At 64.4% G+C, this 13460-nt stretch carries 16 protein-coding genes; 7 read left to right on the plus strand and 9 right to left on the minus strand.

Annotation, left to right across the window (positions count from 1 at the left end; all coding sequences use genetic code 11):
* Window positions 1-14: 14 nt before the first annotated feature.
* Window positions 15-1085, minus strand: a complete 1071-nt coding sequence (bioB, locus tag NO877_RS15925) for a biotin synthase BioB (RefSeq protein WP_256397339.1) — start codon at window positions 1083-1085, stop codon at window positions 15-17.
* Between the two features lie 308 nt (window positions 1086-1393).
* Here bioB and NO877_RS15930 point away from each other — a divergent pair, with 308 nt between their 5' ends.
* A complete protein-coding gene (locus NO877_RS15930; RefSeq protein WP_256397340.1) occupies window positions 1394-2428 on the plus strand; it encodes a PAS domain-containing sensor histidine kinase in 1035 nt (344 codons plus the stop codon).
* A gap of 30 nt (window positions 2429-2458) precedes the next feature.
* Here the strand turns inward: NO877_RS15930 and NO877_RS15935 are convergent, their stop codons facing one another.
* On the minus strand, window positions 2459-3703 hold the full coding sequence (locus NO877_RS15935) for a DHH family phosphoesterase (protein WP_256397341.1): 1245 nt from the start codon (window positions 3701-3703) through the stop codon (window positions 2459-2461).
* A 64-nt stretch (window positions 3704-3767) separates the two neighbouring features.
* Window positions 3768-4223: a universal stress protein gene (locus tag NO877_RS15940; RefSeq protein WP_256397342.1), complete on the minus strand. Its 456-nt coding sequence runs from the start codon at window positions 4221-4223 to the stop codon at window positions 3768-3770.
* Between the two features lie 88 nt (window positions 4224-4311).
* On the opposite strand from NO877_RS15940, the gene NO877_RS15945 reads away from it, so the two are divergent.
* Window positions 4312-4761, plus strand: a complete 450-nt coding sequence (locus NO877_RS15945) for a universal stress protein (protein ID WP_256397343.1) — start codon at window positions 4312-4314, stop codon at window positions 4759-4761.
* A gap of 9 nt (window positions 4762-4770) precedes the next feature.
* Here the strand turns inward: NO877_RS15945 and NO877_RS15950 are convergent, their stop codons facing one another.
* Together NO877_RS15950 and NO877_RS15955 are read right to left on the minus strand one after the other, a co-directional pair.
* Complete coding sequence (locus NO877_RS15950) at window positions 4771-5316, minus strand: GNAT family N-acetyltransferase (protein WP_256397344.1); 546 nt, start codon at window positions 5314-5316, stop codon at window positions 4771-4773.
* The gene (locus NO877_RS15955) at window positions 5313-5681 is read right to left on the minus strand and encodes a universal stress protein (RefSeq protein WP_256397345.1); all 369 of its coding nucleotides are present in this window, start codon (window positions 5679-5681) and stop codon (window positions 5313-5315) included. Before NO877_RS15955 ends, NO877_RS15950 begins: the two co-directional genes overlap by 4 nt.
* A 112-nt stretch (window positions 5682-5793) precedes the next feature.
* Between NO877_RS15955 and NO877_RS15960 the strand changes: the two genes are divergently transcribed.
* Window positions 5794-6492: a DUF5806 family protein gene (locus NO877_RS15960; protein WP_256397346.1), complete on the plus strand. Its 699-nt coding sequence runs from the start codon at window positions 5794-5796 to the stop codon at window positions 6490-6492.
* A 6-nt stretch (window positions 6493-6498) separates the two neighbouring features.
* Here the strand turns inward: NO877_RS15960 and NO877_RS15965 are convergent, their stop codons facing one another.
* From NO877_RS15965 to NO877_RS15980, 4 genes are all read right to left on the minus strand, one after another.
* Window positions 6499-6714 carry a hypothetical protein gene (locus NO877_RS15965; protein ID WP_256397347.1) on the minus strand — a complete coding sequence of 72 codons (216 nt, stop codon included), beginning with the start codon at window positions 6712-6714 and terminating at the stop codon, window positions 6499-6501.
* Window positions 6715-6807: 93 nt separating this feature from the next.
* Window positions 6808-7581, minus strand: a complete 774-nt coding sequence (locus NO877_RS15970) for a SagB/ThcOx family dehydrogenase (RefSeq protein ID WP_256397348.1) — start codon at window positions 7579-7581, stop codon at window positions 6808-6810.
* A 1-nt stretch (window position 7582) separates the two neighbouring features.
* A complete protein-coding gene (locus NO877_RS15975) occupies window positions 7583-8932 on the minus strand; it encodes a YcaO-like family protein (protein WP_256397349.1) in 1350 nt (449 codons plus the stop codon).
* 23 nt (window positions 8933-8955) lie between these two features.
* Complete coding sequence (locus NO877_RS15980; protein ID WP_256397350.1) at window positions 8956-9810, minus strand: hypothetical protein; 855 nt, start codon at window positions 9808-9810, stop codon at window positions 8956-8958.
* A gap of 234 nt (window positions 9811-10044) precedes the next feature.
* Here NO877_RS15980 and NO877_RS15985 point away from each other — a divergent pair, with 234 nt between their 5' ends.
* The 4 genes from NO877_RS15985 (at window position 10045) to NO877_RS16000 (ending at window position 13382) form a co-directional block, all read left to right on the plus strand.
* Complete coding sequence (locus NO877_RS15985; RefSeq protein WP_256397351.1) at window positions 10045-10362, plus strand: hypothetical protein; 318 nt, start codon at window positions 10045-10047, stop codon at window positions 10360-10362.
* A 101-nt stretch (window positions 10363-10463) separates the two neighbouring features.
* Window positions 10464-11633, plus strand: coding sequence for a helix-turn-helix transcriptional regulator (locus NO877_RS15990; protein ID WP_256397352.1), 1170 nt, complete (start codon window positions 10464-10466; stop codon window positions 11631-11633).
* A 72-nt stretch (window positions 11634-11705) separates the two neighbouring features.
* Window positions 11706-12548, plus strand: coding sequence for a polyprenyl synthetase family protein (locus tag NO877_RS15995; protein ID WP_256397353.1), 843 nt, complete (start codon window positions 11706-11708; stop codon window positions 12546-12548).
* A 120-nt stretch (window positions 12549-12668) separates the two neighbouring features.
* Complete coding sequence (locus NO877_RS16000; RefSeq protein WP_256397354.1) at window positions 12669-13382, plus strand: phosphoribosyltransferase family protein; 714 nt, start codon at window positions 12669-12671, stop codon at window positions 13380-13382.
* Window positions 13383-13460: the final 78 nt, after the last annotated feature.

Below are 13460 nucleotides of genomic sequence, written 5' to 3' on the forward strand. Positions count from 1 at the left end.
TAGACGGTGGCTACTCAGTTGTCGCTCGTGTTAGCCACCGACTGACCGGGTTTGACCGCCTCGGGATCGAACTCGTTGGCCGCCATATTCGGCCGGAGTCCGGCCTGCTCGATGACCGCCAGATCCGTCGCTGCCGACTGGCCGCCAGTTGTGAGGTAGTCGCCAGTCAGGAGGCCGTCGGCACCTGCCTCGAAGGGCCAGTGCTGTTCGTCCTCGGCGAGGTTGACCTCCCGACCACCGGTGAGTCGGACGCGGGCGGTCGGATGGAGCAGCCGGTAGACGGCGATCGTCTTGATCAGATCGGTCTTCGAGATCGCCGCCGTCTCCCGATCGGCGAGCGGCGTCCCCTCGATCGGATTGAGGATGTTGACCGGCAGCGAGGAGACGCCGATCTTCCGGAGTTCGAGGGCGGCGTCGACACGGTCGGCTGGCGTTTCGCCCAGCCCCAAAATGACGCCCGCACAGAGGTCCATCCCGGCGTTTTTCGCTCGGCGCAGGGTTTTGAGCCGATCCTCGAAGGTGTGGGTCGAGACGATCTCCGAGAAGTACCGCGGCGAGGTCTCGATATTGTGGTTGTAGTGGTTGAGTCCCTCGGCTGCGAGGATGTCGGCTTCCTCCTGTGTGAGCAAGCCCAGCGAGGCGTCGACTTCCACGTCGGTTTCGTCCCGAACCAGTCGGATCGCGTGGATCACGTCGGCCCACTCGTCGGGTCGCTTGTCCTTACTGACACCCTTTTCGGCGACGACGATCCCGAACCGCTGGGCCCCGTCCCGTTCGGCGCGTTTGGCAGCCTCCAGGATCGCCTCGGGATCGAGCAGGCCGTGGGTGTCGATCCCAGTGTCGAAATGGGCCGACTGGGCACAGAAGCCGCAGTCCTCGGCGCAGTTGCCCGCTTTGGCGTTGACGATACTACAGGCGTCGACGGTCCCGTCGCCGAGGGTTGCCCGGACCGCGTCGGCCGCAGCGGCCAGCTCGTCGACCGGCTGGGCCAACAGCGCGATCGCAGTTGTGCGGTCGATCTGGCCACCATCGAGAACGGTGTCGACGGCGTCGGCTATCGTCCTGTTTGCTGTCTCGTAAACCACGCTAGTTCTTGTAGTTTACAGGATAATAAATATCGGGGCAGCAGAGCGACCCGGCGGGATCGACAACTGCGGACACCTTCGCCCTGCGCCGGTGAGAGCGCTCGGCTCCAAGGGAGTAGTAAAACAGATATTAGGTTGTATTGTTTTTATATTTGATCCTAAATTGTGATAATAATGCAATTTTTTGTGCCCTGTGTTCAATTATCATAGTAGAAATGAATCGGACACACACGTGTCGAGGGCGGATCGTGTGGGGAGCGGACACTCGCTCGGCGTGTCCAGGATAGCTGCTGTCGACTTCGCCACCAATGAATCCAAAGATAACAGCCGAAGACCGATTCAGACGGTTGTTCGACCAGATCGAGGATGCGGTCGTCGAGTTCGTCCTCGACGACGAGGTACCGAGAATCGTCGACGTCAACCGAACGTTCACCGACGTGTTCGGCTACGAGACCGCAGCAATCGAGGGGCGTCCGTTGAACGACTTCATCGTGCCGATAACCGAACAACAGGAGAGAAGCGAGTTCGGCCAGCGGGCCGCAACCGGGCTCTCGGCCGTCGGATTCGTCCGTGGCATCACGGTCGACGGCAGCCGGACGTTCATCTATCAGGGAGCCTCAACGACCGGAGACCACGGGTTTGCGATCTACACAGAGGTCAGCGACGAACTCCGCCGGAAGCGACATATCGACGTTCTCCACCGCATCCTCCGGCACAACCTCCGTAACGAAGTCAACGTCGTCCTCGGGAAGGCCGAATCGATTATGGCCGAAACCGAGGGAGACGAGCCCCAGCGTGCGGCGGCCGTTATCAAGGAGGCAGCGACGAAGCTGGCACGGCTCAGCGACGAGGCCAAAACCGTCGAAAACGTCCTCGGAAACCCGCCGGAACTCGAATCGGTCGACGTTGTTCCGATCGTCGAAGACGTTGTCACCACCTGCAGCAGGCAGTTCGACGACCCCGAGATCGTCGTCGACCTCCCGTCATCGCTGGTCGTCCGTGCCGACAGCCGACTCAAAGCCGTCTTCGAGAGCCTCATCGACAACGCGATCCGCTACAGCAGTCAGCCAGCCCACGTGCGAGTCGAAGCCACCGAGATCGATGGGTCGACGATCGAACTATCGGTGATCGACAATGGACCGGGAATCCCTGATGCCGAAACGGAGGTCATCACGAGCACCGAACCGATCAGCCAGCTGCAACACGGCAGCGGACTCGGCCTCTGGCTCGTCAAGTGGATCGTCGAGATGTACGACGGCGACCTCACCATCGAAACCCCCGACAGCGGAGGAACGATCGTCAGCGTTCAGCTCACCTATCACGCCTACGAAGAAGCCACCTGATGGCACGAAACGGGCAGTATAACGAGTCGACTACTCGGTCTCGGCTGTCTCCTGTTCGGCGTCTTCGTCCGCTGCCACGTCTTCGGCGACCCGGCGGAACGCCGCCAAGATGACGCGTTTGGCCGTCTCACCCTCGGTCGTCCAGTGGTAGGCGTAATCCATCATGTCGTCGTAGATATCGGGTTTACAGCCCGCCGCTTTGGGGTGGCCGCCGCCCTCTACCTGCCGGGCGACCAGATGGGCCGACTCGAAGCCCTCGCCGCCGCGAATGGACGCACTGCCGGAGGGTTTGACGATGACCGCCGCGTCGGCACCCGCGGCCTGCAGCCCGTCGGCGACCTCGTTTTGCGAACACCGGCCGTAGGTAACGCCGACGGTCCACGGCCCAATCGATTTGTACGCCGCCCGCTCGACGGCCAACTCGATCAACTGTTCCTTCTCGACGCGGCGGTGAGCGATGTAGTCGTCGACTACTCCGGGCAAGTCAGCCCCGTAGGCACCGACTACTGCGGCGTACTCCTCGGCGGAGGTCCAGTAGGCGTAGTCCGCGAGATCCTTGCTCCGGGGGTCGTCGTTGAGCCACAGGTCGTGGTCGCGTGTCACTTCGGCGAGTTCGGTAAACCGCTCGTCGAACTCGTAGTCGAGCGAGCGCAGGGCGACATCCGTGCTACACTCCTCGTCGGAGTCGCCGACCACGAGGTCGACACCGGCCTCGCCGACGGCTTCGGCGACTTCCTCGGGCCACTGGTGGTGGTCGTACCACGAGACCCGATCGCTCAGCGCCCGAATAGTTTCCAGCGGCTCGGCGATCGCGCTGTACTCGTCGGGTGCAATATCACAGACGAAGACATCGACGCCCTCGGCGGCGTACTCGGCGACGTATTCGAGGGATTCGGTCAACGAGTGAGGCCCCGAAGCCAGCAGCGCGACCGACGATTCGGACTCCGATTCCGCATCCTCGTCATCGGTCTCGGCGTCAGCTTCCTCGGCGTCAGCTGCTTCGTCCTCGTCGTCTGAGAGTCGCCCCTCGATCTCTTCGAGGAACGGGTCGACGTCGAGGGCGGCGTCGTACAGCTCGCGGATGAGTGCGATACAGCCCAGCCCGTCGGCGTCCGAGTCGGTGACAACGACGGCCTCGCTCCCCTCGATGGCCTCCTTTGCACGCTCCTCGGCGCGATCCTCGTCGAGCGAATCAGGATAGAAGAAACCGGTTCCGGGCAAAAGCGAGCGGCGACGCAGCGGGAGGTCGCCGCTTTTGATGAGTTGTTCGTCCATACGGACTCCACGGCGTCGACCGGGAAAACCCCGCGTGTTTCGATCGGGCGGGAGCGACCGACGATTAGGCGGCCTCGGCTTCGGAACCCTCGTCGGCGGCCTCCAGCTGCCGGACCGTCAGCACGGGGACCGGACAGGTGCGGACGACGCGTTCGGCGACACTCCCGATTAAAAATCGGTTTTCGCCGTGCCGACCGCGCGTCCCGGTGGCGACCACATCGGCATCGATCTCGCGGGCGTAGTTGCTGATCTCGGTGGCAGGGCGGCCCTCCCGGACGGCGGTTTGGACCGGCTGGTCGGTGGAGGCCGCGATCGCTGTCAGCGCCTCGTCGGCCTGCTCGGAGAGCGCCGTTCTGAGTTGCTCGCTGACGGCCTCCGGCGAGGAGTCGACCTCGCCTGCGTCGACGATCGACAGCGCGTGGACCGTTGCATCGAAGCGGTCGGCGAGATCCAACGCCACCGCGACCGCTCGGCGGACGCTGTCGGAGCCGTCGGTCGCAATCAGGATCGTCTCGAACATACCCGCCCGTTAGGCGGCGGCTACCATAAAAGGCGACATCCCACCCGGGAGGGGAGTGTTTTTGAGGATCACCGAGAAAGCCACTCGTATGGCGGAACTCGAAGTCGACCTCGTGGTCGTCCCGATCGACGGAAGCGAGGAGTCAGAGACAGCCGTCGAGTACGCGGTCACGATCGCCGACAGCTACGGGGCGGCCGTCCACGCCCTCTACGTGCTCGGGGAGCCGACCGTGCGGGCGATCGACCGCGGCGCGGTCGACGAGGGCGATGTCGCCGACGACACCGAGGCCTTCAGCGACCGCGTCACCGAAATCGCGGCCGACGCCGACGTCGAGATCTCGACGTCGATCGCCGCGGGCTTTTCGACGGAGGTCAAAACGCTCCACCCCGGAACTGTCGTCCTCGATACGGCCGAACAGCTCGCTGCGGATTTCATCGTCGTCCCGCGGGAACCAGCGACTGATGCCGAAAGCGATGTCTTAGAGAAGGCCGCCGAGTACGTCCTGCTGTATGCGAGTCAGCCGGTGTTGTCGGTCTGACGGCGGGCGTTAGTCGTCCTCGTGGAGTCGGATCGCCATTTCGAGTTCGAAACTCTCGGCACCGGTCGTCTCGAAGCCGACCTTTTTGTACAGCGAGACGGCCGGATGGTTCCACCGCTCGACGGTGAGCCAGACCTTTTTAATGCCGTGTTCGGCTCCGTGGCCGAGCAGCGATTCGATGAGGTGGGTGCCGATCCCGGCCTCCTGGAAGTCCTGGAGGACGAAGATCGCCAGCTCGTAGTCCTCCTCGCCGTCGGGCACCAGCGTCGAGTGGCCCGCGGCGGTGCCGTCGTCCCAGGCGATCACGTTCAGACAGTCCTCCGAGAGGATGCTTTCGAGCCACGTTCGGATGCGTGATTCCTGGCCCGGCGGGATACCCTGGGCGCGGTCGGAGGGGTCGAACGCCGAGTACATCTCGACGAGTGCCTCCTGCTCGGCCTCGGAGCCAGCGTAGGGACGGATCTCGATCTCGCGGTCCTCGCGGTCGACGAACTCGATCGGCGGCACCTCGAACGGTCCCGAGACGGAATCGGGGTAGCGACGGTCTGATTTCATCGGACGAGAGTCACCGTGACGTGCGAGTTCAGGAGGACGAACTCGGCGATCTGATTCAGCGAGATCTTTCCCATCGGACTGGTCGTCCCCCCGCCGAGGACGATCTCGTCGAACCCCTCGGTTTCGGCGATCTCGACCAGTCTGCTGCCCGGTTCGCCTTCGACGTGGCGGACCTCAACCGAGAGATCGGTGTCGGCGACCGCGGACTCGACGCGTTCGGCGAGCTCCTCGCGGCCCACATCCGTGCCCTCGGATTCGACGATGGCGACGGTGAGCTCGTCGCCCGCCTCGGCCGCCCGCGCGACGGTGCGGTCGAGTGCGTCGACCGAGCCGTCGGTGCCGCCGATCCCAAGTAGAACCTTCATATACGGTAGGCTTGCAGCGACCGCTCAAAAACGTTGCCTGTCGACGGATGCCACTGGGACCAGCCAGCGGGGCCACGACAATCCTTTTGCCGCGGCCGTTCGGAGCAACGGTATGGACGACGACGCCGCGACGCCGACGGCCGAACCGGCGGCCACCGATGGCAACCCCACCGACGGCGACCCTGCCGACGAGTCGACGCCGGAGACCGACACCGAATCCGCCGACACACCGACCGAACCCGGCGCTGAGAGCGAGGAACGAACCGAGTCGGAGTCGATACCGTCGGATGTCAGGAAATACGAGCGCTTTACCAAAATGGACGGCGCGCAGTACGACCGGGTCAACGAGTTCCTCCGAGATCGGACATACATCACCGCCCGCGAGTGGGCGATCGCCCGGCTCTGTGCGGATTTCCGCACCGAAACCGGCGTCGAGATGACCAAGATCGGCGAGAACCTCCCTCGACTGATTCCCTTTATGACCGACACCTACACCCCGCAAGCGGTCAACCAGGCCCGCTCGTCGTTCGAGGGCAAGGTGACGAAAGCCGGGTCGACGTTCCTCTACGGCGCGATGTCGGGCTTCTTCACGGCCGAAGAACTCGACGAGCTAATGTACGAAGTGACGGAGGTCGCCAAGTTCCTCCTGGAGGTCGAGGGCGTCGACCTCGCGGTCGCCGACGAACTCGACGCCGAAGAACGCATTTCGTCGGTGATGCGGGAAGTCCGGGCCGAGAGCGCCGAACTCCGCGCCGAGGAGGTCGAATGCCCCAACTGCGGCCACAGCCACGTTCCCGAAGAGTCGTCCTGACTACTGTTACTGTTCGTCGAGTACTGTCAGGTCGGTGTTGCTCGCGGCCGAACAGCAGACCGGAGAGTCACGGTCATCCGATCCGTCGTCCGTCTCATCCCCGTCCGTGTCGTTCCCATCGGACTCATCGGCGTCGTTCTCGCCGCGGTTTTCGGCCTCCGAGCCGACGGAGTCGCGGATCCACTTCGAGATCCCGTTGATGATCTTGAGACCCAGTGACATGGCTTTCGGTTCGGCTATTCGAGATGTCCGAGTAAAACGGTTTGGTGGTTGTCCGTCGACTTCGTCCTCCAGGTTGCGACTGCCGGATCGGGGTCAATCGCCATCGCTCGGAGCCGTGCCCGCGAAGGCGACCGTCGACATGAGGTACTCGTCGCTCCGCAGCCGGAGTTGCTGCCGCAGCGCGCGGTAATCGAGGCCGTTGTGCGGTCGGCTCCCGATCCCGAGGTCGGTCGCAACGAGCTGGAGGTTCTGGATGACCGCACCGGTTTCAACCGCAGCGAACAGATACCCCATCTCGCCGTACCGCTCGGCCGACCGTGCCGGGCGTGCCGTGATCACGACCACCGCCGAAACCGGGTCGGCGTCGCCGATCCACGTCCACGTATCCCGAATCCAGTCCGAATAGTCACCCTGTTGGAGCAGTTCGAGCGCGCCGTCGCGGATGTTGTAGTGGTAGATCCCGGCCTCGATATCCGGCGAGTCGACGACGATCGGATACAGTTCCAGCGGATACCGCGCACCCCCGGAGGCAACCGGACGGCGTGGCTCGCCCCGCTCGGTTGCTCGAATTTCGCCGTACGAATACTCCAGGAGCGTCGCCAACTCCGTGTCGGTGATCGGCCGTCGCTCGGTCGACCCGGTGTACGACGCCCGCTGCTGGAGGCTGTTTAAAAGGGGCGAGTCCGCGGTGTCGCCGAGCGGAACGGTCTCGGCCCGCCGGTAGGTTTTATAAATGGTATCGGTCGACTGGTCGGCGGTCGACGCCGGTTCGAGCGCGGAGTCGGCGACCAGCGGCGGGAGGTTCTTGTGATACAGTTCGTAGAGGAAGTCGAATGCCGCGTCGTCGAGGGGTGGGAGTCGTGACATCTCAGGGGAAAGGGTGTGGAACCGTGTTGAGCGCCGCTTCGGTCGGCTGCGTCTCTCGATACCCCATCTCGACCGGCACCTCGAAGAGTCGGTCGCCGCCGAGGTAGCGCAGTCGCTCCAGGAGATACAGCGGCTGGAGCCGTGGGGCGATCACACGCTGGACCGTGAATCCCAGCCCAGCAATGTCGCGCGTCGTCACGTCTACCCCGTAGCAGTCGTAGCCCGCCGCCGTGATCCGGTCGACGACCTCGTTGCTGGAGAGTTCGTCCGCCGCGAACGCGTCTACGGTCGTCTCGCGGCTGCTGTCGATCCAGAAATCGAGATCGGCGATCCGGTCGTGGGGCGACCAGAACAGCCCGCGTTCGGTGTAGGAGGTGATTTCATCGTGTGGGATCTCCGCGGAGTGCTCCAGATCTAGCTGCCGGACCCCCCACAACCGGGTCTGGATCACCTCTTCGAGCGCGCTTTCGAGCACCGCCGTCGCCTCCGGCCCACTCGCAGCGGCCACGGTGACCGCCGGACGGTGCTCGCGGTCGACGACGACCGCGATGGCGACCGGCACACCGAGGTCGGTCGTCGCGTCCAGGAGGGTGAGTTCGAGTCCGTGGGCCGTCACGCGGTCGACCAGCCGCCGGATTCGTGGCGGGGCCGTCTCGGGGTCGATGACCGGCAGTTCGGTTTCGGTCAGATACCAGATCATGAACGCGTCGCGCTCGACGATCTCGCAGACAGCGTTGCGGATCGCCATCGCCCGCGAGGAGCCCGCTGCGAGGCCCGTCGAGATCGGGTTTCGGATAAACGGCTCCGCACTCGTCGGATACGACAGGTAGACGAGCTGGGCCGGGATGGCCGTGTTCGCTTCCGTGGCGAGATTCTCGCCAGCGATCCAGGACAGTTCGTCGTTGACCCCACACAGACTGTCGAGGCCACCCATCGCTGCCCGCTGTCGGGACGAGAAGTTCACGACCGCCGTGGGATCGAGGGCAGGTTCGGCGAGGTCGGCATACGAAGCAGTCCGGAACGCGTCGGCTCGGTACACACAGCCACAGTAGCGTTCGATGGCTTCGCCATAGGTCGCAACGAGCGCCCCCTCCCGGTCGAAGCCACAGCCGCCTTCATTGTGCGCCATCGCTTCCCCGTCGGTCAGTGGCGCGAAATCCTCGCGGTCGACGACGTAGCTCTCGATGGCTGGCTCGCCCGGTGGCACCGGAACCCGTCGAACGCCCGTGATAATACCTGTCTCGGGGTCGGCAATCGACTGGAGCCGCGCGAGGACATCCCGCTTGTCGTCGGGCGACGAGTGGTCCGCCGTCTCCGCGTCGGTGACGATGATCTCGTCGACCTCAGCCATCGTAGACTACCCAGTGGTTGGTCTTAAACATCGCACACCTCGCAGTGGGGAACCGCGAATACGCGCGGCGTCCGTACCGTCCGGTCGTAGTGATCGTAGACGACGAACTGGTCGTCCAAGTAGCGTGGCACCTGCCCCAGCAGCGTCCGGAACAGGAGTTCGGTCACGGTGTCGATGTAGGCCCGAGCGTACGGCGGGTCGCCGCCGATCGTTTCGGTGAACAGGCGTCCACCCGCCCTGTTCGCATCGACGCGGCTGTAGAGACAGTCCAGACAGGCTGGTGCGTTCGGCGTGAACACCGGCCCGAGCCGCCAGCCCCTCGCTGTCAGCCGCGTTCTGAGCAGTGTCGACTCCGAGGCGGCCCACTGCTCGTTGGCCGCGGTCCACGAGCTGTCGCGTTCAAGCCGCTCGCTCAAAAGAACCACATCCGGCTCCCCGGTGGGTCTGTCGTCAACGGTCACGTCAGCCGCACGCAGTCGGGAGAGAGCGGGCGAGAGAGCCGCCGAGTGGCCGAAGACGGCGACCGACTGCGAGCCGAGACGTTCGGGCACCTCGTGGTGGCGCTCCGGTGGGAGCGCGGCCAACACCGGCTCAATCAGTCCCCGATAGCCCGCGTCTTTCAGTCCGTCGGGAATCCCAGCCGCGTCGTAGGCGAGCCCGTGGTCGTACAGCAGGTCGACGTACTCCACGGTCGCCCCCGGAACCCGGTCGACGAGATCGCTCGCTGCGGTCTCCCCGTCCATCGCCGCGAGCAGCGCAGTGACGACCTCGATATTCTCGCCCTGGAGCGTTTTGACTGTCCAAGGCGTTCGAACGACCGCCTCGCCGTCGTGGATACCGTAGCCGGTTGGACTGTAGGCGGCTGGATACGACGCCATCATCGCGTTGTTATCCTGTGACAGTATAACGTCCCGGGGTTGTCCGAACCGTTCATCACGTTGGACTCGAAGGAGCGGCCTCGACCGGTTCCGATCCGACTGCATGTGTCACTGCTGACTCCAAAACGTCTGTCGGATTCGTCGCAGAGATGGGCATACTAACACGTTCGCTGTGTCGACAGTCGGATCATTCGCCAAGAGTTTTCATAGGGCGAGCGACCGAAGCGAGATTGCATGGCATTACTAAAATCGGAGACGGGAACCGTAGAGCAGGCCACGGAGGCAACGACAGGCGAGTCAGGCGAGGGGATGCCCGAAGCGCGCGGCGCTGATCTCGCGTTGATCGCCTCGGCGGCGTCAGTGCTATTGGCGTGGCACCAGTTCTACCTGAAGGGGAACAAGACCCGCGGGCTGTTTATCGGCCTGTGGCCGCCGACGATCCTCGCGTTTTCCAGCTACCTCAACCAGCGGGCGATCCTCGATAAGCTCGACCAGTCGCTTTTGAGCTCGACGGGGAGCTTCGAATCGCTCCGCAAGATGCTCGTCGAGTAACGCGGGCCGACGCGGCATAATCGAGCGACAGCGTGATACCGCCTATCAGGCGAATCGGAGTGATAGAAAGCGTTTTCCGCGACGACTGTGAGTTGCCTGATATGCGGTCTGTCGCCCTCTCAGTCGTCTTCATCGTCCTCCTCTCACTGGGTGCCAGCCCGGTTGCTGCTGCCAGTATGGGAGCGCCGAGTGGGAACCTCGCGGCCGACAGCGACACACTCGGGGGAGAAGAGATCCGCCCCGCAATCGAGAGCGACCAGACCATCGCACAGTTATCCGACGCAGCATCGAACCCCTCAACGACGTTCACGGTCAACCTCCAGTCCGACCGGAGTGCCAACTGGGTCGTGACCGTCGAGTACGAGCTCACAAGCGAAGCCGAACGTGAAGCCTTCACCGGGATCGCCGAGGAGTTCGAGTCGGGCAGCGCCAGCGGCGGGCTGGACGTCTCGCTGTATGAGAACCTCGCCGCCCAAGCCAGCGCCCAGACCAATCGGTCGATGGCGATCGAGTCGGTCGACCGCTCCAGTAGCCTCCGCGGGAACGTCGGCACCCTCCGGCTGTCGTTCCGCTGGACGGAGTTCCTCGCCGAGGACGGCGAGAAACTCGTGTTCAACGACGCACTCAAGACTACCGACGAGAGCGCGTGGCTCTCCTCGCTCGGCGAGAACCAGGAGCTCCGGGTCACGACCCCCCGCGGCTATGCGATCACGAGCGCGAACGTTGCCTTTTCGGACAACACGGTCGTCGTCGAGGGACCACACACCTTCGACTCCGAGGAACTCATTCGGATCACGCTCGAACCCTCCTTCGGGCCGTCGTGGGGGCTGCTTGCGGCGGCTGTCGTCATCGGGGTCGCGATCGTCGGCGGCGCGCTGCTGTTGCGCCGACAAAAGGAGCCGATCGACAGCGGGCCGCGAATGGATGCCAACGGCGGCGACGACACGGCCGACGGGGGCGACGACGTTGACGAGCCATCTACACCCACAACACCGGATACCGACGAACCCAGTGAACCCGAGGAGGACCTCTCGCTGCTGGCCGACGACGAGCGGGTGATCCGCCTGCTCGAACGCAACGGCGGCCGGATGCGACAGGCCGACATCGTCAGCGAGACCAAGTGGTCCGACGCCAAGGTCTCACAGCTGTTGTCGTCGATGGCCGACGACGACGAGATCACGAAGCTTCGCATCGGCCGGGAGAACCTCATCTCACTGCCGGATGTCGACGCCCTCGACGGCTCGCGGGTCGACGAGGACGACGAACGCTAAGAGCCGGGCGACGGGGCGGGCCGAACGGCAGTTCCGTCACCTACTTGCGCCGAGAGTCCCTACCCGGAGCCAATGGAGTATCTGGAGCGTCGGGTCGGGATGGTAAACAGGCGACTCGAATCGGTGATCGAGTCGACCGCTCCCGACGAACTCGCCGACCAGCTCGAAAGCGTCGTGCTGGCGGGCGGCAAGCGCGTCCGCCCCGCGGTGACGCTGCTCGCCTGTGAGGCTCTCGGCGGCGAGCCCGAGACGGCAGTCGACTTCGCCGCCGGGATCGAACTCGTCCACAACGCCTCGCTGGTGATCGACGACATCATCGACCGCTCGGAGGTCCGCCGCGGCACCCCCAGCGCGTGGGCGGCCCACGGCTACGGCCCCGCAATTATCGCCAGCGACGGCCTGCTCGGCGAGGCCTTCGGCCTCTTTCTGGGCAACGAGCGAGCAATGCAGATCGTGGCCGAATCCATGGTCGAACTCGGCGAGGGCGAGGCGACCGAACTGGTCGACCGACCCACTACCGAGGACGAATACATGACGCTGGCCCGGCGGAAGACGGGCGCGCTGTTCCGGGCGGCCGCCGAACTCGGCGCGGTCGCCGGGGAGGCCGACGCCGCGACAGTCGAGGCCTTCGGCGAGTACGCCGAACGGGTCGGGGTGGCCTTCCAAATCCGGGACGACGTGCTCGATGCCACTGCCGAGTCAGACGACCTCGGCAAACCCGCCGGACAGGACGAGGTGATGGACCGACCCTCGCTGGTACAGGTCACCGACCTCACTCCCGAGGAGGGCGACGCTCGCGCCCGCGAGCAGTCCGAACTCGCCCTCCAAGCCCTCGACCGAACCGGCGTCGACGACACCGACGCCAAAGCCTACCTCCGGGATCTCGCGGAGTTCGTCGTGGTTCGAGAGCGGTAGCTCGCCGACGCGTGTTCAAAAAAGTCGAGGCGGAGTCGACTACAATATCCACAGCAATGGCTATCTCGCCTCGTTTGGGTATCGACGTATTCATGGTTGCACAAAAGTGAGTAAAACAGTATGAACAGAGCAGAGAAGGCCGCCCTCCAGCTACAGGCGGTCGCCGTCCTCCGGATGCTCAAAGAGACCCGGACCTACGAGGAGCTGTCCGAGGTCACAGGCCTCCCGGCGGGCGATCTCAACCGCTATGTCAACGGTCACGTCCTCCCCGGCACCGAACGCGCCCGCGAGGTCGTCGAGGGCATTGGACGAGACGCGCTGGCCGACGAACTCAAAGCCAGAGTGAGTTTCGACGACGAGGGATACGTCGACAACTCGGCGGTCGTCTTCGACCAGTCGTTTTTGGATCTCGTCGCCCCCGTGGCGGCCAACAGTTTCGGCTTCGAGCGGCCCGATGTGGTGCTGACCGCGGCCACCGACGGCATCACTATCGGGGCGGCGATGGCCTCCTACTTCGACGCCCGGCTCGCGTATGCGAAGAAATCAAAGGAGACCGCCGTCGAGGAGTTCATCGAATCCCGCCAGCGGCTGGCCTCGGGAATCGAACTCACCTACTATCTGCCCGCCTGCGCGCTGGACGCCGGGGAGTCGGTGTTGATCGTCGACGACCTGATCCGGTCGGGCGAAACCCAGGAACTCCTGTTGGATATCGCCCGGCAGGCCGAGGCTCCCGTCGCGGGCGTCTTCGCGCTCATTGCGGTCGGCGATCAGGGAATGTCGCGGGCCCAAGAACTGACCGACGCGCCGGTCGGGGCGCTGTCGACGTTCGAGTAGCCGCGGCAGCGGGCACGGACGGTCCAGGAGCTGACAGTTGTCTCAGCGCACGACGGTTGTGCGTCTCGAAAACATCCG

Origin of the sequence: Halohasta litorea, assembly GCF_024494645.1 — an archaeon.
In the GTDB taxonomy this organism is placed as follows: Archaea; Halobacteriota; Halobacteria; order Halobacteriales; family Haloferacaceae; genus Halohasta; species Halohasta litorea.